15 protein-coding genes and 1 pseudogene are annotated in these 11,930 nt (G+C 70.6%); 4 read left to right on the forward strand and 12 right to left on the reverse strand.

Features of this window, described 5'->3' with window-relative positions; genetic code table 11:
- Positions 1-36: 36 nt before the first annotated feature.
- From ACZ3I4_RS13430 to ACZ3I4_RS13440, 3 genes are all read right to left on the reverse strand, one after another.
- Positions 37-324: a DUF4287 domain-containing protein gene (locus tag ACZ3I4_RS13430; protein WP_465382174.1), complete on the reverse strand. Its 288-nt coding sequence runs from the start codon at positions 322-324 to the stop codon at positions 37-39.
- 88 nt (positions 325-412) lie between these two features.
- Positions 413-1,630, reverse strand: coding sequence for an enolase C-terminal domain-like protein (locus ACZ3I4_RS13435; RefSeq protein WP_465382175.1), 1,218 nt, complete (start codon positions 1,628-1,630; stop codon positions 413-415).
- Positions 1,627-2,469, reverse strand: coding sequence for an NAD-dependent epimerase/dehydratase family protein (locus tag ACZ3I4_RS13440; RefSeq protein ID WP_465382176.1), 843 nt, complete (start codon positions 2,467-2,469; stop codon positions 1,627-1,629). Before ACZ3I4_RS13440 ends, ACZ3I4_RS13435 begins: the two co-directional genes overlap by 4 nt.
- Before the next feature lie 70 nt (positions 2,470-2,539).
- Here ACZ3I4_RS13440 and ACZ3I4_RS13445 point away from each other — a divergent pair, with 70 nt between their 5' ends.
- A complete protein-coding gene (locus ACZ3I4_RS13445; RefSeq protein WP_465382177.1) occupies positions 2,540-2,932 on the forward strand; it encodes a hypothetical protein in 393 nt (130 codons plus the stop codon).
- Here ACZ3I4_RS13445 and ACZ3I4_RS13450 read toward each other — a convergent pair whose 3' ends face one another.
- The 6 genes and pseudogenes from ACZ3I4_RS13450 to ACZ3I4_RS13475 all read right to left on the reverse strand — a co-directional run bounded on the left by ACZ3I4_RS13450 (position 2,933) and on the right by ACZ3I4_RS13475 (position 7,225).
- Positions 2,933-3,316, reverse strand: a complete 384-nt coding sequence (locus ACZ3I4_RS13450) for a Clp protease N-terminal domain-containing protein (protein ID WP_465382427.1) — start codon at positions 3,314-3,316, stop codon at positions 2,933-2,935.
- A 36-nt stretch (positions 3,317-3,352) separates the two neighbouring features.
- Positions 3,353-3,532, reverse strand: a pseudogene (locus ACZ3I4_RS13455) (Clp protease N-terminal domain-containing protein); the annotation flags it as partial.
- A 1-nt stretch (position 3,533) separates the two neighbouring features.
- Complete coding sequence (locus ACZ3I4_RS13460; protein ID WP_184956233.1) at positions 3,534-3,770, reverse strand: helix-turn-helix domain-containing protein; 237 nt, start codon at positions 3,768-3,770, stop codon at positions 3,534-3,536.
- Positions 3,771-3,859: 89 nt separating this feature from the next.
- Positions 3,860-4,063 carry a DUF3072 domain-containing protein gene (locus ACZ3I4_RS13465; protein ID WP_465382178.1) on the reverse strand — a complete coding sequence of 68 codons (204 nt, stop codon included), beginning with the start codon at positions 4,061-4,063 and terminating at the stop codon, positions 3,860-3,862.
- 32 nt (positions 4,064-4,095) lie between these two features.
- Complete coding sequence (locus tag ACZ3I4_RS13470) at positions 4,096-4,866, reverse strand: VOC family protein (RefSeq protein ID WP_465382179.1); 771 nt, start codon at positions 4,864-4,866, stop codon at positions 4,096-4,098.
- Between the two features lie 205 nt (positions 4,867-5,071).
- Positions 5,072-7,225 (reverse strand): ATP-binding SpoIIE family protein phosphatase, encoded by a 2,154-nt coding sequence (locus ACZ3I4_RS13475; protein ID WP_465382180.1) that lies wholly within the window; start codon positions 7,223-7,225, stop codon positions 5,072-5,074.
- 1,316 nt (positions 7,226-8,541) lie between these two features.
- On the opposite strand from ACZ3I4_RS13475, the gene ACZ3I4_RS13480 reads away from it, so the two are divergent.
- Positions 8,542-9,468: a mechanosensitive ion channel family protein gene (locus ACZ3I4_RS13480; protein ID WP_465382181.1), complete on the forward strand. Its 927-nt coding sequence runs from the start codon at positions 8,542-8,544 to the stop codon at positions 9,466-9,468.
- A gap of 76 nt (positions 9,469-9,544) precedes the next feature.
- On the opposite strand, the gene ACZ3I4_RS13485 is transcribed toward ACZ3I4_RS13480, so the two are convergent.
- Positions 9,545-9,898: a DUF6401 family natural product biosynthesis protein gene (locus ACZ3I4_RS13485; protein WP_465382182.1), complete on the reverse strand. Its 354-nt coding sequence runs from the start codon at positions 9,896-9,898 to the stop codon at positions 9,545-9,547.
- Between the two features lie 92 nt (positions 9,899-9,990).
- Between ACZ3I4_RS13485 and ACZ3I4_RS13490 the strand changes: the two genes are divergently transcribed.
- A complete protein-coding gene (locus ACZ3I4_RS13490) occupies positions 9,991-10,374 on the forward strand; it encodes a hypothetical protein (protein WP_465382183.1) in 384 nt (127 codons plus the stop codon).
- Between the two features lie 45 nt (positions 10,375-10,419).
- Here the strand turns inward: ACZ3I4_RS13490 and ACZ3I4_RS13495 are convergent, their stop codons facing one another.
- On the reverse strand, positions 10,420-10,632 hold the full coding sequence (locus ACZ3I4_RS13495) for a hypothetical protein (protein WP_465382184.1): 213 nt from the start codon (positions 10,630-10,632) through the stop codon (positions 10,420-10,422).
- A 121-nt stretch (positions 10,633-10,753) separates the two neighbouring features.
- Between ACZ3I4_RS13495 and ACZ3I4_RS13500 the strand changes: the two genes are divergently transcribed.
- A complete protein-coding gene (locus ACZ3I4_RS13500; protein ID WP_465382185.1) occupies positions 10,754-11,413 on the forward strand; it encodes a hypothetical protein in 660 nt (219 codons plus the stop codon).
- Between the two features lie 49 nt (positions 11,414-11,462).
- Here the strand turns inward: ACZ3I4_RS13500 and ACZ3I4_RS13505 are convergent, their stop codons facing one another.
- Positions 11,463-11,927, reverse strand: a complete 465-nt coding sequence (locus ACZ3I4_RS13505) for an SRPBCC family protein (RefSeq protein WP_465382186.1) — start codon at positions 11,925-11,927, stop codon at positions 11,463-11,465.
- Positions 11,928-11,930 lie beyond the last annotated feature (3 nt).

The raw sequence follows: 11,930 nt of genomic DNA on the forward strand, positions 1-11,930 counted from the left end.
GCCACCGCCCCGATCCGTTCGCCAGGAGCGAAGCCGTCAGGGCCTGTTCCCGACGCCGTCGAGCCACAGCGTGTCCGACTCGTCGCGATGGGTGCCGGACGTCCCGACATGCTTGGCGCCGATCGTGGCGCCGTTCTTGATCACGTGAACCAGGGCCATGGCATGTCCTCGCCCGAGACCGTAGTCCTGCTTCAGCCACTCGACGATCTGCCCGGCCTTGGTCGAGGGCTCGTCGAGACCGCGATCGTGGGCCAGCGCCATGAACTGGCGAGGGGTCAGCCCGGTCTTCGCCTCGATGTTGTCGAGATACGCCTGGAAACTCATGGTCGTGGCCTTCCGCTGCGAACTTCCTACCTGACATGTCGTCAGACCGGACCGGACCGCAAAAGTCATCGGTAGGGCGCGGCGCGATCTAGGGTGCCTCGATCGAGCCGTCCGGGCGGCGTACGGTGGCGGCCCAGCGCTCGTGGCCGCCGAGGACCGGTGGGTGGCCGGCCGCCGCCTGCTCGTTGAGCGTGATGCCCCAGCCCGGGCCGGTCGGCGGGTGGGCGTAGCCGGCCTCGATCACCGGGGTGCCGGGGAAGATCTCGTGGACCGCGGCGGGATAGACGTGGCCCTCCTGGATGCCGAAGGCGGGGCTGGTCACGTCCAGCGTCAGGTTGGCGGCGGCGCCGATCGGGGAGACGTCGGCGGGGGCGTGCCAGGCCGTGCGTACGGCGTGCAGCTCGCACAGGGCGGCCAGCTTGAGGCCGGGGGTCAGGCCGCCGATCGCGGAGATGTGGCAGCGCAACAGGTCGACGCCGCCGCTCGTGACCAGGCGGGCCGCGTCCGGCACCGAGGCGGTCAGCTCGCCTACGGCCAGCGGGACGGGGGACGCCGCGCGGACCGAAGGCAGCTGGTCGTAATGCTCGGGAGCGACCACGTCTTCGAGGAAGAACAGCCCGTACGGCTCCAGCGCGCGGGCCAGGATGACCGCTTGTTTGGGGGTCAGGCGGCTGTGCACGTCGTGCAGCAGTTCGACCTCGGTGCCCAGGCGGGCGCGGGCCTCGGCGAACAAGCGGGGTGTCTGGCGCAGGTAGAACCCGGCGTCCCAGCCGTCGGGGTAGGGCGCGCCGGGATGGGCGTTCGTCGTGCCCGGGGCCCCGTACGTGCCGAGTCCGGGTTGGCCGGTCTGCAGGCGGACGTGGCGGAACCCGGCCTCGACCAGCGCTTGCGCCTCGTCGAGGGTCTCGCCGATGGTGGCGCCCGACGCGTGCAGGTAGACCGGGACGGCGTCGCGCAGGCGGCCGCCGAGCAGGTCGTACACGGGCAGGCCGGCGCGTTTGCCGGCGATGTCCCACAGGGCCATGTCCACACCGGACAGGGCGCTGTTGAGCACCGGGCCGCCGCGCCAGTACGACGAGAAGTGCAGCGTGCGGTGCAGGTCGGAGATGCGGGCGGCGTCCCGGCCGATCAGCAGCGGGGCGAGGTGGTCCAGCGCGGCGACCACGGCGGCGAACCGCTGGTGGAAGGTCGCGCAGCCCAGCCCGTACAGGCCGGGCTCGGAAGTGTCGATCCGGACGACGACGAGGTTGACGCCCTCGGGCGCGGTCACGACGGTCCGGACGCCGGTGATCTTCGGCTCGCTCATCGGACCGGGAACTCGTGGGCGGCGGTGAAACCCAGCAGGTCACGGGCGGGGGCGAGGTCGATCGGCACCGTGCGATCGGGAAAATGCGGCCTCGGTACGCCGGGGTGGAAGCGCTCCAGCAGCCATTCGGTGGGCTGCGGGGCGAGCGTCGAGGGGGCGGCCACGTAGACGACGTGGTTGCCCGGCACGGTGGGGGAGAGGGCCGCGACCAGGGCCCGGGCCGCGTCCCGCACGTCGAGGTAGCTCCACACGTCGGCGGCGCCGCCGGCCGGATCGGTGGCGTGGCGGGCGGCCATCTCGGCGAGACGGTCCTCGGCCGCGCCGACGAAGGGTAGCCGCAGGGCGACCACGGTGGTGCCGTACCGGCGGTGGATCATGTCGGCGGTGGCCTCGTCGGCCCGTTTGGACAGGGCGTACGGGTCGGTGATCTGCAGTGGCAGCGAGGCGTCGATCGGCAGGTAGGGCAGGGCCAGCGGCGTGCGGGCGAAGGGCAGGCCGCAGATCGCGTAGCTGCTGGCGAACACGGCGTTGGTCACGCCCCGGCGCGCGGCCTGGTCGAGCACCGTAAACGTGGCCTGCGTGTTCTGCCCGAAGACGACCTCGTCGGGATCGTTGCCGGGGTTCGGGATGGCGGCCAGGTGGATCACCGCGTCGGCCCCGTCGAGCGCGTCGGCCACCCGGGCCGTGTCACGCGCGTCGGCCACCACCGTCCGGTCGGCGCGGGTCCCGGCCGGCTCCAGCACCAGGGCGGTGGTGGTGACGCCCCGGTCGGCGAGCAGGTCGAGCACGGCGCCGCCGATCAGGCCGCCGCCTCCGGTGACGAGGACATGAGCAGGCATGATCTGAAACTTACTCGCGACATCGCCTATCATCGGGCCCTGGGTTCGGCCGGGCCTGTGGGGGCAGCGGATGGCGTACCGGGTGGAGTACGACGGCGAATTGATCGAGTTCGCCTCGCTGGATGCTGCCCTCGACTGTGCGCGCAACGCGATCGTCAACGATCTGGGGCGCATCGACGGCTGGTCGGTCGAGCACGACGAGGAGCTCAACGACTGGTACGTGCGCGGTGTGCGCAACGGCCGCCGGATCGGTCCGACCGCGGTGGTCTCCGGTCCCCGCGCCCGGCCGGCCGTGTTCGAGGAGTGGGAACGCCGGGTCGTCTTCATCGGGCAGACGCCGGCCGAGGCGTTCGCGATGGCGGCCGCCTGGCTCGAGAAGCGGCCCGACATCACGACCCTGGGGGACGTCGGCTGGCATCACACCGCCGACGGCCACCAGTTACGGGTCTACTTCCAGCCCTAGTCAGGCCGCGGCGGCGGTGACGGAGCGTTCCATTTCTTCCCGTACGCGGTCGAAGTCGACGCCGCGTTCGGCCATGATCAACGCGGCCAGGCCGTGCCCCTCGCGCAGCAGGCCCAGCATGATGTGCTCGGGCGCGATGAACTTTTGCTTGAGCCGGATCGCCTCGCGCAGCGACAACTCGAGCACCTTCTTGTTGCGGTTCGTGAACGGGATGTGCCCGCTCCGCCCGTGCAACTTGCCGAACAAACCCTTCTTTTTCTCGGGCCGGGGCAGATTGAGCGCACCGGCTCCGAAGTTGGCTTCAATGGCTTCCCGTACGGCGGCCAGGTCGATCCCGATCGCCTTGAGCGCGGCCGCGTCCTCCGCGTCGGCGTCGCTGAACACCGCGCCGTCCTGCGAGTGGCCGCCGATCCGCTGCAGAATCTCGGCCCGTACGGCGGCGGCGTCGAGCCCGGTCGAGCGGGCGACCGGCCCCTCGGGGTCGGCCAGCAGTGTGAGCAGCACGTGTTCGGTGCCGATGTGGTTGTGGTGCATCGAGCGGGCCTCGCTCTGGGCGTTGACCACGACGGCACGCGCATCTGCGGTGAATCGCTCGAACATCTCAGTCCTCCCGTGGGTCCGGCGCCGGCATCAAGCGCGCGTGCTTTTTGTGTACGCCCTGACGGGTCACCTCGAGTGCGTCGGCGATCTCCTGCCAGGACCAGCCCTTGCGGCGGGCGTTGGCCACCTGCAGATGCTCGAGGCCCTCGAGCAGGCGGCGCAACGCCACGACCGCGCGCAGGCCGACCCGGGGATCGGCGCTGCTCGCCGCCGCGGCGAGGTCGGTTGCTTCGGTCATGCTGTCAACTTAGGTTGACCGCGCCCGCATGTCAACCCGGGTTGACGCAGAGGGCAGAAAAAAGGGCCGCCCCCAGGGCGACCCTCTTCTCAGCGGCCTCGGCCGGTCTTCTCCTGCAACTCGTCGATCTTTTCGGAGGCCTCGGCCTTGGTCAGGCCGTCCGGCACTTCCTCCTGGGCCTCCGTGGCCAGCGTATTCAGGTAGGACTGCTGCGCACCGGTGGCCGGTTCGTCCCCGGTGGTCCAGTCCGACGGGTCCTTGACAGCGTTCGTGTCGACGTTCGCGTCGCTCATGGCGAGATCCTTTCGTTCGAACGCCTGTTCCCTTACCCGCCGTAGGTCAGCTCCATGCCGATGATGTCGTTGTAAGCGACATTCAACTCGACCGGGCGATGCACCGGCGCCGTCACGGCGAACGGCGCGCCCAGCGGGTCGACCATCTCGACGTAGCTGCCCAGGCCCATCTCGACCGGACCGGCCAGGACCCGGCCGCCCAGCCCGGCGCAGCGATCGATCGCGTCGGTCGTGTCGGCCACCTGGAACGACGGCTGCCAGCGCACGTCGTAGCGCCCGGTGACCAGTCCGGCCACCGAATCATGGGCCTCGGACAGCCACTCGCCGCTGCCGAACTCGTGGCTCAGCGTCCAGCCGAACGCCGCGCCGTAGAACGAGGTCGCCGCGTGCACGTCGTCGGTCAGCAGGTCGGCCCACTCCATCGTGCCCGGCTCGCCGCGCAGCTGCGCCCCGGCGAACCCGGCCGCCTGCCACAGCCCGAACATCGCGCCGGACGGATCGGCCATGATCGCGCTGCACGCGCCCGGCCGTTCCTCGGGCCAGGTCAGCTGCCGCCCGTACGCCCGGGTCACCCGCTCGATCGCCGCCGCGAGGTCGGGGGCGGCCAGATAGGTGAGCCAGCCCTCGGGTCGTTCGGGCCGGGTGCGGCCGATGCCGGCCACCGCGCGCCCGTCCCGCAGGAATCGATCACCCTCGACCTGCCAGCCGAAGAGCCCGGCATAGAAACCCGCCGCGTCGTCCGGATCGGACGTCGTCAGCTCAACCCAGCAGGGGGTCGATGGCGCAAAGCCTCTAATCCGCATATACCACTCCAACGTGGACGTCCCCGAATGCCTTGGACTCTACGGCAATCTATACGCGCCGTCACTAACCCGGGGTTCAATGTCCGCTTTAGAGGGTCTTTTCGCTACCTAAAGTAACTGCCGGTAAGTTCTATGTCACACGAGCGTTAACCGACCGGAATCTTGCCGATAATGCAAGAAACGGATGCACGTGCATCTGCTCTCGTCAATCAGTTGTCGTCCGTGGAATGAGCATTTCGAACCAGACCGTCGTGCCCCGGACGGTCGGATCGGTGCCCCACGAATCGCTCAGTTCCTCGATCAGCCCCAGGCCCCGGCCGCGGCTGCTCATCGTGTCGGCGTGCGCCCGGATGACGCTGCCCCGCGTGCCGGTGTCGGCCACCGAGACCAGCAACCGCTCGGCGTTCAGGTCGATGTGCACCTGCGCCGGGGTGCCCGCGTGCAGCAGGGCGTTGGTGGTCAGCTCGCTCGTGCACAGGATCGCCGCGCCGACGACCGCCTCGGGCACCGACCACTCCCGCAGCCGGGTCGACATCCATTGCCGTACGCGACTCGGACCGGTCGGCTCGGCCGGCACCAGCATCGTGGCCGACCGGCTCATCGCCACCGCGTGCTCCACCGCGAGCACGGCCACGTCGTCGTCGGTCGAACCCTCCACCGCCGACGTCGCCAGCGAGCACAGGTTGCGCGGATCGCCGCTCGAGGCCGCCGCGGTCGCCGCCACCAGGTCGTCCAGCCCGTCGTTGAGCGGCCGCCCCCGGCGCTCGACCACGCCGTCGCTGAACATCAGGATCGAGTCGCCCGGCTCCAGTCGCACCTGCCCGGTCTGCCAGCGCCCGCCCAGGCCGAGCGGGGCGCCCGGCGGCACCTTGACCAGCTCGGCCGTGGGCCGCCCGCCACCCTGACCGGCGCGGCGCAGCACCGGCGGCGGGTGACCGGCGCTGGACATCGTGATCGTGCCGTCGGCCGGGTCGAGCACCCCGTACACGACCGTCACGAAGATCTCCTCGTTGCGCGACTCGGCCCCCAGCGAGCCGACCAGCCGGTCGAGCCCGGCCAGAACGCTCGGCGGCGACGGATCGGTCAGCGCCATCGCCCGCAGCGCCGCCCGCACCTGACCCATCACTGCGGCCGCGCGCACGTCGTGCCCCGCCACGTCGCCCAGGACCATGGCCAGCCGCCCGTCGAGCAGCCGGAAGGCGTCGTAGAAGTCGCCGCCCGCCGCGTTGCCGTCGACCCCCACGTCGTAGCGGGCCGCGATGCGGAACGTCTCCAGCTCGGGCAGGTGTTCCGGCAGCATGCTGCGCTGCAGCAGCTGAGCCGTGCCGTGCTGGGCCTCGAACCGGCGCGCCCGCTCGGCCGCCTGCGCGACCAGCTGGGCCGCCGCGTGCAGCAGCGCCCGCTCGGCCGGCAGCCAGATGTGCGCCTCCCGATAGCCGATGGTCAGCGCCCCGCGCAGCAGCGGCGTGCGCAACGGCAGCGCGGCCAGCGCCCGGATCCGCCGCTCATGGCGATCGGACGCCACCGGCAGCAGAGGCTCCCCGTCCGACACGAAGGCCGGCTGCCCCGACTGCGCGGCAGCCACGATCGGCGCCCGCGGATCGTTCGGCACCCTCTTCCACACCGGCGGCAGCCGCTCGTCGGCCTCGTCGAGCATCTCGCCCCGGATGCGGCGGACATAGCGATAGGCCCCGCCGTCATCCACCGCGAACGTGCAGTGGTCGAGGTCGAACGAGGTCATCGCATAACCCAGCACGACCCGGGCCACGTCGTCGATGGTGAGCGCACCGGCCAGCTTGGCCGTCAGCTCCCCCAGATTTTGCAGCCGACGGGTCACCTGGGTGGTCTCGGCAGCCACGGTCAGCACGCCGGTGACCGTGCCCCGCAGGTCGCGCACCACCGAGTGGCCGCGCGTGAAGAAGGCCTGCTCGGGACGCCCGTGCGTGCCCCGCGTGACGGTCAGCGGCGTCTCCGCCTCGACCGAGGGGCGCCCACTGCGGAAAACCTCTTCGACCGCGCCACCGAACCCCCGCGACTGCCACAACTCGCCCAGCACCTCGGCGGCGGGCTGCCCCAGCGCGGCCGGGTGCAGGGTGCCGAGCAGATCCGCGTACGCGTCGTTGTAGACCAGCAGGAACCCGTCACCGTGGCTGTAGGCCATCGGCATGGGCGAGGACAACACGAGCTCGACCGTGGCCGCGACAGCCGGATCCCAGTGATCGCGCGGCCCAAGCTCGGTAGCGCCCCAGTCACGGCCGTGCACAAGGTCGGCACAACTCGGCCGGCTCACCGCCGCAGAACCCTGCGAGGGAAGGGCGGGCATCACTGAGGGGCTCACCCCGCCACCCGTCCCGGCCATGCCGAAAAGAGTATCCCGACTCCGCCATTCGGACGATGCCGCACCGGCCAACCGTCCGATTCTTGACGGTACGACCCCCTGATCCCACTAGAGTGTTCTGTTCGCAATCTAACTGTCCGTAGCCTTTGTCGACCCTTGTGGGCTGGCGGCTCCCCAGGATCGTCACTTAGAGTGTTGATCGTGACCGATGATCGCCGTTCTGCCGCCCCTGCCGCCGTACGGCTCGCATCGATCCCCAGCCCGCGTGTTCCCGCAGATGGCGAACCGCTCATCGACCTGTCCACGCCCCTGCGGCCGGCAGCCCGCCCGGGGCGGCGTCCGCTCGGCGTTGTGCTGGCGGTGGGGGTTTTCGTCGCTGGCGGTGCTGGTTATGCGGTGTTGCGGCCCTCGCCGGTCGTGGCTCCGGTTGTGCCCGCGGCTACGAGCGAGGTCTCCCTGTCGCCTGCTCTGCCGCTCGGCCCGGGCGGCGTCCCGAGGGCGGCGGCCGACCCGGTCCGCCGCAGCCCAGCCCCACGCTGAGCCACTCCGCGCGGTCGCTCGCTGGGCTGGTCGTGCGGGGTGTCAGGACGTTGGCGGGGACCAGGTCGCCGTGGATGACGGCGCGGCGGCCGGTGTCGGCTTCGGGGAGGCGCCGGCGAAGGGCGTCCGATCGGGAAGGCCATGACACCTCCACGCGCTCGCGGGGCTGAGTGTGCGGGGCCGCTCGCTGACGTGGGCCGCTCTGGCGCAACCCGTGTTCGGGCCGCGCTGTCGCCTGATCACGTTCTAAGCCCCGCGCGCCGCCTGTTGAAGTTCTCGCTCAGCCCCGCTGGCCCGCCAACCCGCCAACCCGCTGGCCCGCCAACCGCCGGTCCGCCAACCGCCGGTCCGCCAACCGCCGGTCCGCCAACCGCCGGTCCGCCAACCGCCGGTCCGCCAACCGCCGGTCCGCCAACCGCCACTGCCGCCCGCTGAGCCCAGAGGCCGGGCCGGTGCCAGCGAGAACCCGGACGTGAACTGCCACCGCCTGGCCAGGCGCCGCGGCACATAGCCCACCCTCCACCGGGGGCCGCCGCCACCAGCCATTTTATCGGGCTGGGCGGATCTTGAAGGAGCGCCCTGTGGACAACTTTGAACTGTGGATAACTCGCCGCCCCCTAGGCCGCCCATACCCCCGCCCGCCCAGGGGATAGGGCGGAACAGTACGGCATGTCAAGTTTGGGAGGACGGTTATCCACAGGCTCTACGGTGTGACAAAAAGGGACGTCGGGTCGTTGCGTTCTGTGGTTCGCAACGGGCCGGCAGCCCGCCGGACGACCTCACTCAGGGAGCGCTCGATGACCGGGGACGGGCTGGGCCGCGGGCTCAGTGACATGTGGCGTTCGGTCTTGTTGTTCGTTCCGACGGCGCTGGCCTTTGTGGCGATTCTGCTGGTCGGCTATCTGATCGCCCGGCTGCTGCGGACGGCGGTGACCCGCGCGCTGCACAAGGCGGGGGTCGACCGGGTCGTGGAGCGCGGGGCGGCGGCCCGGTTGTTCGCGCGGATGGGGGCCGGCGAGCTGGCCGGCAAGCTCGTCTATTACGGCGTCCTGCTGTTCGCGCTGCAGGTGGCGTTCGGCCTCTGGGGGCCCAACCCGGTCAGCGACCTGCTCACCAGCCTGATCGCGTGGCTGCCGCGGCTTGTCGTGGCGATCGTCCTGATCGTGGTGGCGGCGGCCATCGCCCGGGCCGCGCGGGATCTGATCGCCGGGGCGTTGAGTTCCCTCCCGTACGGGAATCTGCTCGCCCGGTCCGTCTCGGTCGTGATCGTGGCGCTGGGCGTGATCGCGGCGCTCGACCAGGTGCGGATCGCCACCTCGATCACCCAGCCGGTGCTGATCGCGGTGCTGGCCACGATCGCGGGTGTGGTGATCGTCGGGGTGGGCGGCGGTCTGATCCGGCCGATGCAGTCGCGCTGGGAGACGTGGCTGCAGAGGGCCGCAACTGAGTCGTTGGCGATCCGGGAACAAGCCCGAGTTGAAAAACTGCCCCCGGAGTCGGACGAGACCCAGGTGATCCCGCGCCAGACGGACAAGCAGGAGAACGAGGCCACGGTGATCACGACCGCGGCGGGGGACACGACGATCGTGAACCCGGGGCCCAACGACACGCTCGTGATCGGCAGTGGCACGGACGACGCCGAGCGCACCCAGGTGATCCCGCCTGCGGACACGACGACCACCAGGCCGTTGCCTCGCGACGACCCGGAAGAGTCCGGCAAATGAGGAATGCCGGTGCCGGGAGCTGATCCCGGCACCGGCCCTCGATGAAGGTCGGTCCTCTACAAGGCGACGAAGACGGTCAGGGCTGGGGCAGGGTGCGGGCCAGGGCGCACACCGCGAGCAGGCGGCGCAGGACCCAGTCGCCGGCGGTCCAGTCGATCTCGGCGACCGGCGGGCGCCAGCCGTGCGTGAAGGCGGCGTCGCGCACACCCTCGGCGTACGCGGCGAGCAGCACCGCGGTCAGCGGGCGGGTGTCAGCCCAGAGGCTGTCGCGGATACCCGCGCAGTGCTGGTCGACGACGGCCATCAGGCCGGGGTTGGCGTCGGCCGCGACTAGACCGCTGACACCCACGGTGTCGTGCAGCTCGGTCAGGCTGGCGTGGGCGGAACGGAGGGCAGCACGGGCGGCAGCGCCGGAGAACAAACCATTCATGTGGAGAAACGTTAAGGAGCCTCGGGTAGCCAACGGTTCGCCTGATCGGTGCAGCTCGGTTGAAGCTTTTCCGGCGGGGAAATGAGGACCGCATGGACGACACCACGGTCGAGGCGCTCGGCAAACTGAGCTCGGCCCTCGAGACGACCGATCGCGCCCGCGGGCACCTCTACTCGTTCCACCAGCTCACCGGCAAGGCCGACTTCGAGCTGGACGAGGCGGTCGCGCTGTTCCGCAAGGCCGGCCACGACGCGATCGCCGACCGGGTCCAGCAGGACCTGATCGGCCGTAACGTCACGCCCGGGCACTGGACGTTCCAGCTGGTCGAGGAGTACGACGACGGCTACTGGAACGAGTTCCGCACGGTCGAGCAGGCCGCCCGCGACGAGCTGGCCGGAGGCCGGCGCCACCTGCACGAGGCCGCCCTCAAGGAGCAGCGGCGCACCCATGGAAAACCCGGACACGAGGCTCGATAACGCCGTTTGAGGCGCTGCGAGCCGGGGTATCCGGGCAGAGGCGGGTTACTCGGTTTCGGCTTCCATCGGCGCCGGACGGCGGCGTTGCGCGTCGTCGGCCAGGATGACGGTCGCCACGACCATGGCCACGACCACGGCGAACAGCCAGGACGCGTCGTTGATCAGATTTGCGGCCAACGGGGCCTGGAAAGCGGCCAGCAGGAAGCCGACCCACGCAAGGCGGCGCTGACTCTCGGAGAGAAAACCGGCAGAACGCATTCGGACAGTCTGGCGCGCATCGGGCGGATCGCCGTCACCCGTTCGTACGATTCTGCGTTGTCCGATAGTGCCCCCAGCATTGCGTCACCGTCGCTCAACCATTGCCTTTCTGCTGGTCAGCGTGTTGACGATAGCGGGCTGTGAGGCCCGCGCCACGCAGCCGCCGGTCATCGCCGACCATGTCGTAGTCGCGCCGCTGCAGGGGCGTACGGGAGCCGTTCTGGTGGTTCCAAGAGCCGCTTCCCGCGTACGCGTCGTGCTCGCGAACATCCCCGGCCTGCTCTACCGCATCACCACTCCGGCCGACGCCGGCCTGGTCCCGCAAGTGACCCGCCGGGACCGTCAGGTGCGGGTGTCGCTGCTGCCCACCGCGGGCGCCGGCCCGGACGAGGTGAGCATCGTGCTCAACCGCAATGTGCGCTGGGATCTGCGCCTGCCCGCGGGCGCCGGCGAGCAACGTCTGGATCTGAGCCGCGGCCGCATCTCCCGGCTGAGCGTGGGCGCCTCCGGGCTGATCGAGTTGCGCCTTCCCCGCCCGTACGGGACGGTGCCGTTGATCTTCACCGGCGGTGTCGGGACCCTGGCCGTCACCGCCCCGCGCGGCGTGCCTCTGCGCCTGAATCTGGTCCGGGGCGCGAGCTCGGCCCTGACCCCGTGGACGGCTGACGAGGAGATCCCGCCCGCCACCACCTACGCGCCGGCGATCTGGCCGACCGCGCGGGACCGCTACGCGCTGCGAACCCGGGGGACCGTCGGAATCCTGTCCCTGCGCCGGAACTGAAGCGGCCGCCCAGGGACCATGCCCCCGACGGCCTGCCTGCGCTGATGTGTCACGCGCCGGGACGGTCGACCTCGCCGCGCCAGGCGCCGCTCTCGACACCGCCGCGGCTCTCGATGAACTCCTTGAACCGCTTGAGGTCGCCCTTCACGCGGCGGTCGACAACACCCAGCTTGTCACCGGCGTTCTCGACGAAGCCCTGCGGCTCGAAATCCATCTGCACGGTGACCCGGGTGTGGGTGTCGTCCAGGCGGTGGAAGGTGACCACGCCGGCCTGCTTCTCACCCTCGGTCGACTTCCACGCCACCCGCTCGTCGGGAAGCTGCTCGGTGATCTCGGCGTCGAACTCACGCTTCACACCGGCGATCTCGGTCTTCCAGTGCGTGTGGGTGGGGTCCAGCTGCCGAATTTCCTGCACGCCCTCCATGAAGCGCGGGAACTCCTCGAACTGGGTCCACTGGTTGTAAACAGCGCGGATCGGAACCTCAACGTCAACGGACTCAGTCACAGTACTCATGTG

It is taken from the genome of Actinoplanes sp. NPDC021490 (assembly GCF_055562135.1).

Excerpts from the sequence above, each read along its gene's own strand:
- ACZ3I4_RS13430 (WP_465382174.1), bottom strand. The coding sequence starts at position 324 with ATGAGTTTCCAGGCGTATCTCGACAACATCGAGGCGAAGACCGGGCTG.
- ACZ3I4_RS13435 (WP_465382175.1), bottom strand. The coding sequence starts at position 1,630 with ATGAGCGAGCCGAAGATCACCGGCGTCCGGACCGTCGTGACCGCGCCC.
- ACZ3I4_RS13440 (WP_465382176.1), bottom strand. The coding sequence starts at position 2,469 with ATGCCTGCTCATGTCCTCGTCACCGGAGGCGGCGGCCTGATCGGCGGC.
- ACZ3I4_RS13445 (WP_465382177.1), top strand. The coding sequence starts at position 2,540 with ATGGCGTACCGGGTGGAGTACGACGGCGAATTGATCGAGTTCGCCTCG.
- ACZ3I4_RS13460 (WP_184956233.1), bottom strand. The coding sequence starts at position 3,770 with ATGACCGAAGCAACCGACCTCGCCGCGGCGGCGAGCAGCGCCGATCCC.
- ACZ3I4_RS13465 (WP_465382178.1), bottom strand. The coding sequence starts at position 4,063 with ATGAGCGACGCGAACGTCGACACGAACGCTGTCAAGGACCCGTCGGAC.
- ACZ3I4_RS13470 (WP_465382179.1), bottom strand. The coding sequence starts at position 4,866 with ATGCGGATTAGAGGCTTTGCGCCATCGACCCCCTGCTGGGTTGAGCTG.
- ACZ3I4_RS13475 (WP_465382180.1), bottom strand. The coding sequence starts at position 7,225 with ATGGCCGGGACGGGTGGCGGGGTGAGCCCCTCAGTGATGCCCGCCCTT.
- ACZ3I4_RS13480 (WP_465382181.1), top strand. The coding sequence starts at position 8,542 with ATGACCGGGGACGGGCTGGGCCGCGGGCTCAGTGACATGTGGCGTTCG.
- ACZ3I4_RS13485 (WP_465382182.1), bottom strand. The coding sequence starts at position 9,898 with ATGAATGGTTTGTTCTCCGGCGCTGCCGCCCGTGCTGCCCTCCGTTCC.
- ACZ3I4_RS13490 (WP_465382183.1), top strand. The coding sequence starts at position 9,991 with ATGGACGACACCACGGTCGAGGCGCTCGGCAAACTGAGCTCGGCCCTC.
- ACZ3I4_RS13495 (WP_465382184.1), bottom strand. The coding sequence starts at position 10,632 with ATGCGTTCTGCCGGTTTTCTCTCCGAGAGTCAGCGCCGCCTTGCGTGG.
- ACZ3I4_RS13505 (WP_465382186.1), bottom strand. The coding sequence starts at position 11,927 with ATGAGTACTGTGACTGAGTCCGTTGACGTTGAGGTTCCGATCCGCGCT.